Source organism: Amycolatopsis nigrescens CSC17Ta-90, assembly GCF_000384315.1.
Classification (GTDB): domain Bacteria; phylum Actinomycetota; class Actinomycetes; order Mycobacteriales; family Pseudonocardiaceae; genus Amycolatopsis; species Amycolatopsis nigrescens.
Map to the genome: position 1 here is coordinate 6,687,486 of NZ_ARVW01000001.1, position 12,940 is coordinate 6,700,425.

Sequence of the window (12,940 nt, forward strand, 5' to 3'; positions counted from 1 at the left end):
GCAAAGGGGTTCGTGCAGATGAACGGTGAGAACGATCCGCGTCCGTTGTGGATCGCGCGACTGACAAAGGAGCTGAGTGAGTTCCTTGGTGAGCCGGTTGAGCTTGTCGACCAGAGGCTCAACGGGGACGATGCCTTCTCCTGCCTTATTCGTAGTGAGCCGCCCCGATCGGATGGTCCTCAGGTCTGCTGGGAAGGAATCCTCGGGATGGAGCCGATTTCCGATGAGCCTTATGCGAGCGTCTCCATGTTCTTATACAGCCGCGGGGTGCGAGTTTCCCCGACAGGCGAGTCCAGTGGCTACCTGGAGATCGCCTACGTAGGTTCGGTGAAAGACGGCGGCCAGTGGGTGGATCGAGGATGGGCCGAAGACGAATGGGACGAGTTCGCCAGTTACGAGTCTTACGGTGATTGATGTGCGGGGTGCCTGAGCCATGACCAGCTATCTCGATATTCCGAAACCGGTGCGGTCCGGGATCGTGATCGTGGATCCCCTGCGTGGCACGCCGCAGCGGGTGATCGTGATGCAGTTCAACCCCGAGACGCTGGAACGGTCCCTGGCGCCGCAGGCCGCCGGGGCGGAGCAGGGGGACCGCACCGAGGCGCTGCGGCTCAAGGGGCCGGCGATCGAGACCTGGAAGCTGATCGCCGAGATCGACGCCACCGACCAGCCGGAGCTGCCGGCGCCGAACGGGATCCATCCCCAGCTTGCCATGCTCGAGATGCTGATCCAGGCGCCGAGCGCGCGGATCAGGGAGAACCAGGCGCTGGCCGCCGCCGGCACGCTGGAGATCACCCCGGTGGAGAGCCCGCTGACGCTGTTCACCTGGGGCCGCAACCGGGTGCTTCCGGTGCGCCTGACCGAGTTGTCCATCACCGAGGACACCTTCGACGTCGACCTCAACCCGATTCGCGCCACGGTCAGCCTCGGCCTGCGGGTGCTCTCGTCCAGCGACCTGCCGGCTGGGCACCGCGGGGCCGAGATGTTCCTCGCGCACCTCGCGCAGAAGGAGCGCTTTGCCGGTACCGCCGCAGGACGGCTGGACACACTCGGGCTGACCGGGATCTAGGAGCCGAAGATGACGAACCCCGCACCCTACCCGCGCACCAGCCGCTACCACGGCGTCGAAACCGCCGTGCACCGCACACCGGACGGGCGCGAGATCCCGTACCTGAAGCCAAGGATGCCGCCGCAGCCGACGAGTTTCACCACGATCAGGGTGCACGAGGTGCGCGAAGGCGACCGGTCCGACCTGCTGGCCCACCACTATCTCGGGGACGCCGAGCAGTGGTGGCGGATCGCGGACGCCAACCCGGTGCTCGACCCGCGCGAGCTGACCGCCACCCCCGGCCGCCGCATCCGGATCACGCTGCCCGAGGGCATGCCGGGAAGCGCGAGCTGACCATGGCCGAGATCGCGCCGATCCACCTCACCCTGCTGATGGGACCGCAGATCGTGGCCCCTGTCCCGCAGCCGGTCACCGACGCGCTGCTGTCCGCGCAGGTCACCGTGACCGCCGGGCAGCGCAGCGGGTTCCAGCTCTCCTTCGACCTGTCCACGGGCGGGCTGATCAACCGCAGCCTGCTGCCGGGCGGCTCGTTCGACCCGCAGGTCAGGGTGGTGCTCGCGGTCGCCGTCGCGGGCACCGTCACGGTGCTGATGGACGGGGTGATCACCCGCCAGGAGGTGGCCATCTCCGGGGTTCCCGGCCAGTCCACGCTGACCGTCACCGGTGAGGACCTGACCGTGCTGATGGACCTGGAGGAACGCGAGGGCGTTCCGTTCCCGGCGATGGGCCCGGCCGCCAGGGTCGCCGCGATCATCAGCCGGTACGCGCAGTACGGGATCACCCCGCTGGTCATTCCCGAGCTCATCCCGCAGGCACCGATGCCGACCCAGCGCATCGACTTCCAGAAGGGCACCGATCTGGCCTACGTCACCGAGCTGGCCAAGTCCAACGGGTACGTCTTCTACCTCGAACCCGGCCCGGTGCCGGGGGTCAGCCGCGGCTACTGGGGGCCCGAGGTCCGGCTCGGCGTCCCGCAGCACGCGATCAACGTCAACATGGACCATCTGTCCACAGTGGATCAGCTGACCTTCGGCTTCGACGGTGCCGCCCGCGAGGAGCCGAGGGCGCGGGTGCAGATCCCGGCCACCCGCACCGATGTGCTGCTGCCGGTGCCCGAGGTCAGCGTGCTGCGCCCGCCGCTGGCGAGGCGGCCGGCGCCCGCGCTGAAGAAGAAGGTCATCGACGACACCGCGAAAAAGGACGCGCCGCAGGCGTTCGCCGAAACCCTCGCGAAGGTCATCGAGTCTTCGGACGCGGTCAGCGGCTCCGGGCAGCTCGATGTGCTGCGCTACGGCTACCTGCTCCGCCCCCGCGAGCTGGTCGGCGTGCGCGGCGCCGGGATCACCTACGACGGCCGGTACTACGTCAAGAGTGTGACGCACAACCTGCAACGCGGCTCGTACACGCAGAACTTCACGCTCGCCAGGGAGGGACTGATCGCGCTGCACCCGACCGCCGTCCCGTGACGAAACTCTGGGGAGGAAGCCATGCCCGACGCCACCCGGTACCTCGGCAAGTACCGAGGCACCGTCGTCACCAACGTCGACCCGATGCGCCAGGGCCGGATCCAGGTCCGGGTGCCGGACGTGCTCGGCGACGCCACGTCCTCCTGGGCGATGCCCTGTTTCCCGATGACCGGCGCCCAGGCCGGGGTGTACACCGTGCCACCGGTCGGCGCCGGGGTCTGGGTCGAGTTCGAGCAGGGCGACGTGAGCTTTCCGATCTGGGTCGGCTGCTGGTACGGCTCCGCGGCGGAGGTGCCGGCCGAAGCGCTCGCTGGTGACCCCGGCCGGCCGAACCTGGTGCTGCGGACACCGGGCCAGCAGTCACTGCTGATGTCGGATCTGCCCGGCGGGCCGGGAATCACGCTGCGCACCGCGGGCGGCGCTTCGATCGTGGTCAACGACGCGGGCATCACCATCAGCAACGGCAAGGGTGCGTCGATCTCCCTCGCCGGCACGACCGTGACCATCAACGAGGGCGCGTTCACCGTGAACTAGGGGAGTGCCAGATGCCGGGAAACCTGTTACATGTCAACGCGACCATCACCTGCCCGCACGGTGGCCATGCGGCGCCGCGGCCGGACGGCACGCGGGTGCTGGTGGACGGGACGGCGGTCACCACGCTGGCCGACCCGTATCTGGTCACCGGCTGCCCGTTCACGGTGTCCGGTAAACCGCAGCCCTGCGTGCGCGTGCACTGGGAGCAGCCCAGCGGCAGGCTCCGGCTGAACGGTTCGCCGGTGCTGCTGCAGAGTTCGGTCGGCAGCTGCCTCAGCGCGGAGGGTGCTCCGCAAGGTTCGGCACTGGTCGTCGTCGTGCAGCAACGGGGGGCCGGGCGATGAGCCGGACCGAGGTCGACTTCCCGTACCGGGTGGACAGCCAGGGCCGGACCGCCGGCACCGGCTACGACGAGCACGTCCGGGACATGATCAAGCAGCTGCTGTTCACCAGCCCGGGGGAGCGGGTGATGCGCCCGGACTTCGGTTGCGGCCTGCTCGACCTCGTCTTCGAACCGAACAGCCTGGAGCTCGCCTCGACCCTGCAGCTGTCCGTGCAGGCCGCGTTGCAGCGCTGGCTCGGCGACGTGATCGAGGTGGCTTCGCTGGAAATCGTCAGCGAGGACTCCGTTTTGCGCGTCGAACTCGCGTACGTCGTGCTGGCGACCGGCGCGCAGCGCACCGAGGTGTTCGTGGAAGGGAGCGCGCGATGACCCGCACCGTGCCGCCGCAGGACTGCGGCACCGAGCTGCGCCGGGCGCGGGTGCGCGCCACCGAGCACAACGGCGTGGACTACGTGGAAGCCGACGACGCCGGCACGGTGCTCACCGTCGCCTTCCTCGGCAGAGCGCCGGGACGGCTGGGGCCGGCGAACATCCGGATCGACGGCGGGCGCCGGATCACCGGCATCCACGCGGTGGAGCTGACCACCGAGGTCGCCGAGGACCCGGAGCTGGACGACCTGGTGCACGTCACGGTGAACACCGCCGGCGACAGGTCCGTCTACACACTGTCCATTGTGGAAGAAGACGGCAGCGGGCGGCCGGGTGACGCGCCGTACCGCGGTTTCGACCCGCGCTACGCCTCGGCGGAGTTCTCGTTCACCACCGCCTGCCCCAGCGGCACGGACTGCGCGGAAACCGACGTCTGCCCGCCACCTGCCCATCCGGCGCCGGTGATCGACTACACCGCACGCGACTACGCCAGCCTGCGCCGCGCACTGCTGGACCGGATGACGCTGACCGTGCCGGCCTGGGCCGAACGGCACGCGCCGGATCTCGGCGTCACGCTTGCCGAAGTGCTCGCCTACACCGGCGACCAGCTTTCCTACCAGCAGGACGCGGTCGCGGCCGAGGCCTATCTGGACACCGCGCGCCACCGCGTGTCGATCCGGCGGCACGTCCGGCTGGTCGACTACGCGATGCACGACGGCTGCAACGCCCGCACCTGGGTCGCCCTGCGCGCGGACCGCAAGGTGACCCTGTCCGAGGGTGATTTCCGGTTCGCCGCGGTCGACCTCGGCATGCTCGATCCGAGGGACCGGCCGGAACTGGGCACGGTGATCTCCGATGAGCAGCTCGCCGGGCTGCCGCCCGCCGCCGCGGTGGAGGTGTTCGAGCCGCTCGTGCCGGGGCCGCTCACCATCCGGCCCGCGCACAATCGGATCCGCTTCTGGACCTGGGGCGAGCAGGAATGCGGCCTGCCCAGCGGCGCGACCTCGGCCACCCTGATGGACGACTGGTCGTGGCATGGCGAAAGCGAGGAAGCCGAACCGGCGCACGACGGGCCGAAGCGGCGCGCGTTGCGGTTGCGGCCGGGTGATGTCCTGGTCATCGAGGAGGTGCTCGGGCCGCGCACCGGCGCCGCCGCCGACGCCGACCCCCGGCACCGCCAGGCGGTCCGGCTGACCTCGGTGCGGCCCGGCGTGGACCGGCTTTATGGCCAGCCGGTGCTGGAGGTGGACTGGGCGGCGGAGGACGCGCTCACCTTCCCGGTCTGCATCTCGGCCCGCGGCGGCCCGGACTGCGAGCTGCTCGCCGACGTCAGTGTGGCCACCGGCAACGTGCTGCTGGCCGACCACGGGCGCGACATCACCTACTGCGGTGGCAGCGCCGAGGAGGTGCGGACGCCGCCGGCCGAAACCCCGCCGTCCACCTGCGAGCCACCCGCTTTCGGCTGCCCCGACCGGGCCACGGCCGCCCCTGCGGTGGAGCTGATCCACGCGTTGCTGGCCGCCGCCAGGGCGGGCACCCCGCTCAGCGGCGACGACCTGGCCGGACTGGTGCCGCTGCTGGGGCAGTCCACTGTAGACAGAGCGGGAGTGCTTCCGGACGCCCCGGCCGCCGAACAGGCCGCCGCGCTGGAGGCGCTGCTCGCCCAGATCAGCTATCCCGCGGTGCGGTCGAAATTCCGACCGCGGCTGCGGCAGGCACCGGTCACCCAGTGCGCGGTCTTTCCCGAACCGGCGCGGGTGGCCGCCGCACAGGCCAGGCTGCTCGCCGGGATCCCGGTGGCCGCGCGCGCCAGGGTGGCCGAGCTCTGGCGGCGGGTGCGGGCGGGGGACCGGCTCAGCCGGGACGAGCGCGGCGAGCTGAGCGTGCTGTTCGGTGCGCGGGTGCTCGACGAACTGGAGCTCGACGAGCACCCGCGGAGTGCTCTACGCGAGCTGTCCGTCCGCTTCGACCAACTGCTGCGCGGGAAACTGCGCCGCCTCGGCACCCTGCTCGCCCGCGCGGGCGGCGGCGGGGTGCTGGATGAGGGCACGGTGTGGGAGCTCGGGCAGAGCTGGGGCGCCGGATACGCCGCCGGCCTCGGCGCCGGCGACCCCCGGCTGGCCGGGCCCGCGTCGGCCGCGCTGGTCCAGGATCCGCGTGCCGCGCTGCCCGCGGTCGAGGTCCGCGAAGGCACCGAAGACGCTGTCTGGCTGCCGCGCCGCGACCTGCTCGCCTGCGGGCCGCGTGACCGGTTCTTCACCGGGGAGCTGGAGGACGACGGCACGCTGGCGCTCCGGTTCGGCGACGGCAGGCACGGCCGCCGCCCGCCCCCGGCCACCGGGCTGCGCGTGCGTTACCGCGTCGGCAACGGCAAGGCGGGCAACGTCGGCGCCGAAGCCGTGGACCACCTGGTGCTGTGCTGCGGAGTGGCCGACGGCGACGGGATTGACGGGGTCCGCAACCCGCTGCCCGCGCTCGGCGGCACCGAGCCCGAGCCGGTCGAGCAGGTACGCCAGCTGGCGCCGCTTTCTTTGCGCCGCACCAAACTCCGCGCGATCACCGCGGCGGACTACGCCGAACTGGCCGGGGCGGTGACCGGGGTGCAGCGCGCCGCCGCGCAGCTGCGGTGGACCGGCACGAGTGAACAGATGCACGTCGCGCTCGACCCGTTCGACCGGCACGGCACCGCCGGGCCGGAGCTGATCGAGGCGGTGACCGCCGCGCTGGCGCGCTACCGGCGGATCGGCCACCGGCTCGTGGTCGGCACCGCCACCACCGTGCCGGTCGATCTCGAGCTGACGGTCTGCCTCGCCCCCGGCCACCACTGGGGGACGGTCGCGACGGCGTTGCGCCGGGTGCTCGGCGCCGGGCGGTCCGGGTTCTTCCACCCGGACGCGCTCACCTTCGGCGAAGGCGTGCGGGTGAGCCGGATCCTCACCGCGGCGAGCACCGTGCCCGGCGTGGCCGGCGCGGTGGTCACCCGGCTCAAACGGCTGTTCCGCCCCGCCGGGCGGGAGCTCGAGGACGGCCTGCTCACCGTGGGGCCGCTGGAGATCGCCCAACTGGACGACGACCCCGACCGGCCGGAGAACGGCAGGCTCGCCATCGTGCGCGGGCCGGACCAACCGCACGGAGGTGCCCGATGACCTGTGCATGTCAGTGCTGCCGCTGTGCGGGAATCCAGGTCGCCACTCCGGTAGCCGCGGCCAACCCGGCCGGGCTCGCGGAGATCGCTTTCCGCACCGGCACCCACGGCGAGTTCCTGTCCAGCATGCTCGCCCGGTTGTCCAGCCCCGGCTACCCGGCCCTGTCCGGGCTCACCGTGCGCGGCACCGACGACTTCTCGATCGCGCTGCTCGACGGCTGGGCGGTTATCGGCGACCTGCTCACCTTCTATACCGAGCGGATCGCCAACGAGGGCTACCTGCGGACCGCGACCGACGAGCGTTCACTGCGGCTGCTCGGCAGGCTCGTCGGCCATCTGCCCCGACCGGGAGTTTCCGCGGGCACCTACCTCGCCTACGCCCTGGACCAGGACCCCCGGCTCGGCGAGGACACCGAGGTCACCATCCCGCGTGGTGCGCGCAGCCAGAGCGTGCCGGGGCCAGGGGAGGAGCCGGTGCCCTTCGAGATCGGCACCGACCTGCTCGCCCGCTGGGCGTGGAACGATCTCGCGGTGCGGCTGCGGCGGCCGTACCAGCTCGGCCGGGAAGAACTGGCCCGTCGCCGGGAAGTGCAGCTCGACGGCACCGCGACCAACGTCAAACCCGGTGACCGGCTGCTGTTCGTGTTCGGCACCGAACGCGGCAGGCAGTCGTTGCGGATCGTGCCGAAGGTGCGGCTCGATCCGGGCGCCGGGATCACCGTGGTCGGCCTGCCGGAACCGGCGCTGCCCGACTTCGCCGGGCTGCCCGACTTCGCCGGGCTGGTCGCGCGGTTCCGGACGCTGCTGGCCGACGCGCGCGAGCACGAAATGTACGGCCGCAGCCGGATAGTTCGGCGCTATGTGGAGGAGGTGCTGGCCCCGCTCGACGGCGAACTGCCGGAGGAGCCGGAGGCGGCGTCGGCCAGTACGCCGACCGAGTTCGGGGAACGGCTCGTCGAGGTGCTGGCGCGGCTGGACGAGGTGATCGTGCTCGCCAGGCCGTACCAGAACGTGCGCGACTGGCTGGTCGAGCTGCACGCTGAGCTGACTGCGCTGCGGGACTCGGTGGCGCTGCTGGAACCCCCGCAGCCGCGCGAGGAACCGCAGACGCTGCATTCCGCGCTGCGCCTGGCCGGCCTCGCCGACGGCGGCTCGTCCGCGGTCACCGGTCTCGGGGCGCTGCTCGGTGCGCTGCGTACCCCAGCGTCCCAGCCGCCCGCTCATCCGCGAGACCTGGCCCGCGACCCCGCCGAACTTTTCGCGCCGGGCTCGGACCTGGGCGCGCGGCTGCTCGCGTTGCTCGACTCGCGGTTGCGCGAAGGCCTGTACCCGGCGTGGCAGCGGGTCGATCTCACCGCGCCGCAACGGTTGCAGGAACTGCAAGCGATGCGGGTGACGGCCACCCCGTTCGGCGCGACCGCGCCGCTGAAACCGGACTACGACGACGCCGGCAGGCTCATCGGGTACTTGGACTGGCCGTTGCTCGGCAACCAGGTGCTGGGCGCGAACGTGCTCTTCGACGAGGGCGGGACGGCCCCCGACCGGGCCGTGTTCACCTGGACCGAGGCCGGCCAGACCGCCCGCACCGAACAGGAGCTGACCGGCGCCACCTCGTTCGACTTCGGGCCGGGCCGGGTGGAGATCACCGTCCAGCTGCCCGACCCGGACCAGCCCGCGGCCGAAGCCGGGGCCACCCTCGCCTTCCGGCCCAACCTGCCCGAACGCACGGTGTTCGTTTCACGGGTTGCCGACGGACTGGTCCACCTGACCGTCGGCAACGGCGGGGCACTGGACTTCCGGCTGGCCGAAGGGGAGACCAGGCGAGCGGTCAGCGGCGGCCTGCAGGTGACCGCCGCGCGGATGGCGGCGAGTGAGTCCAGCCCGGCGACGGTGCAGATCTCCTTCGAGGCTTCGCTCGCGCTCACCGCCCGCAACGTGCTCGCGCTCGACGCCCAGTACGACGGGATCGCGCCCGGCACCTGGATCGTGGTGCAGCGTCCCCGCAAGGGACAGGACGGCGGGGTGCCCGGCGATCCCGCGCTGAGCGAGGTGATCACCAGGGTGCGCGGGGTCCGGGTGGTCTCCCGTGCCGATTTCGGGATCACCGGCAAGGTCACCGAGCTGACCCTGGACACCGACTGGCTGGACGCGCAGGACACCCTGCTCACGCATATCCGGGACACCACCGTGTACCTGCGCGGTGAGGGCCTGAGCCTGGCCACCGAACCGATCACCGAGGACGTGTCTGGCCGCGAGATCGAGCTCGCCGCGCTGTACCGCGAACTCACTCCAGGGCGCTGGCTGGTGGTTGCCGGTGAGCGCACCGACATCCCGGACACGCCGGGGGTGCGCGGTACCGAGCTGACGATGATCTCGTCGGTCGAGCAGGTCGTGGACGAGGCGCGCCCCGGCGACCACGTGCACACGGTGATCGGGCTGGTCACCCCGCTGGCCTACCGGTACCGCCGGGATTCCGTGCACCTCTACGCCAACGTCGCCGCGGCCACCCACGGCGCCTCGAAGGAGGAGCCGATCGGCAGCGGCGACGCGAGCCGGGCCAACCAGCGGTTCAGCCTCTTCTCCGGTCCGCTGACCTGGCTCGCCGCGGACAACCCGCGCGGGGCACAGAGCACGCTGGAGGTCCGGGTGGACGGGGTGCGCTGGCACGAGGTGGACAGCCTCGCCGGCCGCGGTCCCGCGGAGAAGGTCTACGTCACCGGTGTGGACGAGAGCGGCCGGACCTCGGTGACCTTCGGCGACGGCGTGCACGGGGCGCGGCTGCCGACCGGGCACCAGAACGTGGTGGCCGGCTACCGGGTCGGTGTCGGCAGCGCGGGCAACGTCGGCGCGGGCAAGGTGAACCAGCTGATGACCCGCCCGCTGTGGGTTTCCGGCGTCAGCAACCCGTTGCCCGCCACCGGCGGCGCCGACCCGGACGACGCTCGCCAGACGCGGCGGACCATCCCGCTGGCGGTGACCGCGCTCGACCGGCTGGTGTCGGTGCCGGACTACCAGGACTTCGCCAGTGCGCGCGCCGGGATCGGCAGGGCCAGTGCCAGGCGGCTCTCCGACGGGACCCGCGAAATCGTGCACGTCACCATCGCCGGGGTGGACGACATCCCGCTGGCTCCCGACTCGGGGATCGTGCTGGGCCTGCGTTCCGCGCTGTCCCGGCACGGTTCCCCGCAGCTGCCGGTAGCGGTGGCGGTGCGGGAGCTGGTGCTGCTCGTGGTGTCGGCCGGGATCAAGGTGGCTCCCGACCACAGCTGGGCTTCGGTCGAACCGGCGGTGCGCGCGGTACTGCTGGACCGGCTCGGCTTCGGCCGCCGCGAGCTCGCGCAGCCGGCGCGGGCGTCCGATGCCGTGGTCGCGGCGCAGTCGGTGCCCGGGGTCGAGTACGTCGACCTGGACGTGTTCGCCGGCGTGCCCGGCAGCCTCACCCCGGCTGGGCTCGGCGAGCTCGCCGGCACGCTCACCGAGGCATGCCCTGTGGTGCCGGCCAGGCCGGCACGGTTCGAGCAGGCCCGGTACGTGGTCGCCCCGCCGGCCGGGGAGGCCTCCGAGACGCTGCTCGCGGTCGCCGCGAAGAACGGCATCACGGTGGCCGAGCTGCTGCGGCTGAACCCCGATCTGGTGGACACCGGCCCGCTGCCCGCAGGGCGTTCGGTGCTGGTGTTCCGCGGAATCCGACCCGCCCAGCTGGCCGTGCTGTCCCCGGCGGTGCCGGACACGTTGATCCTCAAGGAGGTGCCGAGATGACCGGAACCGAACCGTCACCCGAGTTCACCGCCGACCCCGACCGGCTCTACGGCCTGCTGCCGCTCTACCACCGCCGCGTCGACACCGAGCTGGGCGGGCCGCTGCGCGCGCTGCTCGCGGTGCTCACCGAGCAGGCGAACCTGGTGACCGCGGACATCGAGCAGCTCTATGAGAACTGGTTCATCGAGACCTGCCAGGACTGGGCGGTGCCCTACCTCGGCGACCTGGTCGGCTACCGGCTGCTCGGCGGGCTTCCCGAGTCGCTCGCCGCCGGGGAGGCAGCGAAGCGGCTCGCCGCCTGGCTGGCCCCGCGCCGCGACGTCGCGGACACGGTGGCCGCCCGCCGGCGCAAGGGCACGTTGCCACTGCTGGAAGAGCTCGCCGCCTCGGTCGCTCAGTGGCCGGCCAGGGCGGTGGAGTTCGGTCCGCTGGTCACGGCCACCGGGCCGGTGCGGCTGCTCGGGGCGGACGCCGCGGCCGTGACCAGGGAGGTCACCGGGGCGGGTGCGGCCGGGGGCAGGCTGGTCGACCTGCGCGAGGGCGACCGGCTCGACCTGCTCGGCTCGCCGTTCGACGGGCTCGCGCACACTGCCGAAGCGCCGCGGATCACCGCCGGGCGCAGGCAGGGCAGGTACGGCCCGCCCGAGGTGGGGCTGTTCGTCTGGCGGCTGCGACCGTACTCGGTCACCCGCGCGCCGGCGTACTGCATCGACCGCGCCCGCAGCCTGTACACCTTTTCCATCCTGGGCAACGATGTGCCGCTGGTGACCAGACCGGTGCCCGAGCCGTCGCCGGTCACCATCGCGGCCGAGGAGAACGTGCCCGCGTTCATCGGCCGCCGGGTGCTGCGAGACCGGCTCGCCGACTTCTACGGCCCCGGCAAGAGTTTCACCATCTGGCGCGACGGCATGCGGGAGCCGGTGCCGCTTGCGGACATCGTGGTCGCCGACCTGTCCAGGTGGGCCTACCGGCCGCGCCGCGGGCAGGTGCTGGTCGACCCGGTGCTCGGCCGGATCGCGTTCAGCTCGCGCGGTGCACCGCAGCGCGGGGTCTGGGTGAGCTACCACCACGCGTTCGCCGACGATCTCGGTGGCGGCGAATATCCGCGTGAAACCGCCGTGCATCCGGCGGCGAAGGTGTACCGGGTCGGACCGGACGAAGAGCACGAGCGGATCACCCAGGCCTATGAGGCGTGGCAGCGGGACAACGCCGGCGGGGAGGCGCCCGAAGCGGTCATCGAGATCACGCACAGCGGGGCGTTCCAGGAGCAGCTGGAGTTCGTGCTGGACCCCGGCGACCGGCTGGAGGTGCGGGCGGTGGACGGCGCCCGTCCGGTGCTGCGCCTGCTCGACTGGTACAGCAACCGGCCGGACTCCTTGCAGATCAGGGGAAATCCGTGCGCCGAGGACGACGACCGCCCGCCGCCGCGGATCGTGCTGGACGGGCTGCTGGTCACCGGCCGCGGGGTGAGCGTGACCGGCCCGGTCGGTGCCGTGGTGATCCGGCACAGCACCCTGGTGCCAGGCTGGTCGCTGGAGCCGCGGTGCGAACCCGGTCATCCCGAGGAACCCAGCCTCGTGCTGGAGAACACCAGCGCCTGCGTGCAGATCGAGCACAGCGTCCTCGGCACCATCCTGGTGATCACCGACGAGGTCCGCGCCGACCCGCTGCCGATCCATCTCGCGGACAGCGTGCTGGACGCGACCGGCCGGGACCGGGAGGCACTGTCCGCGCCGGACTGCCGTCCCGCCGCGGCGGTGCTGCACGCCTATCGCAGCACGGTGCTCGGCGAGGTGCACACGCATGCGGTGCGGATCGCGGAGAACACCATTTTCGACGGCAGGATGCAGGTCGCCCGCCGCGGTATCGGATGTCTGCGTTTCTGTTATGTGCCAACGGGTTCCCGGACGCCCCGGCGTTTCCACTGCCAGCCGGACCTGGTCTGGGCGGCGCTGCGCGAGCGGGCCGGGCGCGGTGAGCTCGATCCCGCCGAGCTGCCCGCGCTGCGCGCACTGGAGGCGCAGCGGGTGCGCCCGGAGTTCACCGACCGCCGCTACGGCAGGCCGGGATACGTCCAGCTGGCGGCGTCCGTCGCTCCGGAGATCAGCCGCGGTGCCGAGGACGCCGCCGAGCTGGGCGTGTTCCACGACCTGTTCCAGCCGCAGCGCGAGGACAACCTGCGCGCCCGGCTGCTCGAGTTCTCGCCTGCCGGCACGGACGCCGGAATCGTTTACGCCACTTAGTTTCCAGGAGGA

Annotated in this window: 10 protein-coding genes; all 10 read left to right on the plus strand. The window is 72.0% G+C overall.

Going from position 1 to position 12,940, the window contains the following annotated elements; translation table 11 throughout:
• Positions 1–18: 18 nt before the first annotated feature.
• Genes AMYNI_RS49315 through AMYNI_RS0131835 form a run of 10 tightly spaced genes read left to right on the plus strand, consistent with a single transcriptional unit; the run spans position 19 to position 12,928 of the window.
• Positions 19–414: a hypothetical protein gene (locus AMYNI_RS49315; protein WP_157357526.1), complete on the plus strand. Its 396-nt coding sequence runs from the start codon at positions 19–21 to the stop codon at positions 412–414.
• 19 nt (positions 415–433) lie between these two features.
• On the plus strand, positions 434–1,069 hold the full coding sequence (locus AMYNI_RS0131795; protein WP_020672141.1) for a hypothetical protein: 636 nt from the start codon (positions 434–436) through the stop codon (positions 1,067–1,069).
• 9 nt (positions 1,070–1,078) lie between these two features.
• Entirely contained in the window at positions 1,079–1,402 is a 324-nt protein-coding gene (locus tag AMYNI_RS0131800) for a LysM peptidoglycan-binding domain-containing protein (RefSeq protein WP_020672142.1), read from the plus strand.
• 2 nt (positions 1,403–1,404) lie between these two features.
• Positions 1,405–2,535 carry a hypothetical protein gene (locus tag AMYNI_RS0131805; protein WP_020672143.1) on the plus strand — a complete coding sequence of 377 codons (1,131 nt, stop codon included), beginning with the start codon at positions 1,405–1,407 and terminating at the stop codon, positions 2,533–2,535.
• 21 nt (positions 2,536–2,556) lie between these two features.
• Positions 2,557–3,069 carry a phage baseplate assembly protein V gene (locus tag AMYNI_RS0131810; RefSeq protein WP_020672144.1) on the plus strand — a complete coding sequence of 171 codons (513 nt, stop codon included), beginning with the start codon at positions 2,557–2,559 and terminating at the stop codon, positions 3,067–3,069.
• An 11-nt stretch (positions 3,070–3,080) separates the two neighbouring features.
• Complete coding sequence (locus AMYNI_RS0131815) at positions 3,081–3,413, plus strand: hypothetical protein (RefSeq protein ID WP_020672145.1); 333 nt, start codon at positions 3,081–3,083, stop codon at positions 3,411–3,413.
• Positions 3,410–3,781, plus strand: a complete 372-nt coding sequence (locus AMYNI_RS0131820) for a GPW/gp25 family protein (protein ID WP_020672146.1) — start codon at positions 3,410–3,412, stop codon at positions 3,779–3,781. Before AMYNI_RS0131815 ends, AMYNI_RS0131820 begins: the two co-directional genes overlap by 4 nt.
• Positions 3,778–6,927, plus strand: a complete 3,150-nt coding sequence (locus tag AMYNI_RS0131825) for a putative baseplate assembly protein (RefSeq protein ID WP_020672147.1) — start codon at positions 3,778–3,780, stop codon at positions 6,925–6,927. The genes AMYNI_RS0131820 and AMYNI_RS0131825 overlap by 4 nt, the downstream gene beginning before the upstream one ends.
• Positions 6,924–10,685 (plus strand): putative baseplate assembly protein, encoded by a 3,762-nt coding sequence (locus tag AMYNI_RS0131830; protein WP_020672148.1) that lies wholly within the window; start codon positions 6,924–6,926, stop codon positions 10,683–10,685. Before AMYNI_RS0131825 ends, AMYNI_RS0131830 begins: the two co-directional genes overlap by 4 nt.
• On the plus strand, positions 10,682–12,928 hold the full coding sequence (locus tag AMYNI_RS0131835) for a hypothetical protein (protein ID WP_020672149.1): 2,247 nt from the start codon (positions 10,682–10,684) through the stop codon (positions 12,926–12,928). The genes AMYNI_RS0131830 and AMYNI_RS0131835 overlap by 4 nt, the downstream gene beginning before the upstream one ends.
• Positions 12,929–12,940 lie beyond the last annotated feature (12 nt).

Bases quoted from the DNA above. Each gene is read 5' to 3' on its own strand.
- AMYNI_RS0131815 (WP_020672145.1), top strand. From the start codon at position 3,081: ATGCCGGGAAACCTGTTACATGTCAACGCGACCATCACCTGCCCGCAC.
- AMYNI_RS0131825 (WP_020672147.1), top strand. From the start codon at position 3,778: ATGACCCGCACCGTGCCGCCGCAGGACTGCGGCACCGAGCTGCGCCGG.
- AMYNI_RS0131795 (WP_020672141.1), top strand. From the start codon at position 434: ATGACCAGCTATCTCGATATTCCGAAACCGGTGCGGTCCGGGATCGTG.
- AMYNI_RS0131830 (WP_020672148.1), top strand. From the start codon at position 6,924: ATGACCTGTGCATGTCAGTGCTGCCGCTGTGCGGGAATCCAGGTCGCC.
- AMYNI_RS0131835 (WP_020672149.1), top strand. From the start codon at position 10,682: ATGACCGGAACCGAACCGTCACCCGAGTTCACCGCCGACCCCGACCGG.
- AMYNI_RS0131810 (WP_020672144.1), top strand. From the start codon at position 2,557: ATGCCCGACGCCACCCGGTACCTCGGCAAGTACCGAGGCACCGTCGTC.
- AMYNI_RS0131805 (WP_020672143.1), top strand. From the start codon at position 1,405: ATGGCCGAGATCGCGCCGATCCACCTCACCCTGCTGATGGGACCGCAG.
- AMYNI_RS0131820 (WP_020672146.1), top strand. From the start codon at position 3,410: ATGAGCCGGACCGAGGTCGACTTCCCGTACCGGGTGGACAGCCAGGGC.
- AMYNI_RS49315 (WP_157357526.1), top strand. From the start codon at position 19: ATGAACGGTGAGAACGATCCGCGTCCGTTGTGGATCGCGCGACTGACA.
- AMYNI_RS0131800 (WP_020672142.1), top strand. From the start codon at position 1,079: ATGACGAACCCCGCACCCTACCCGCGCACCAGCCGCTACCACGGCGTC.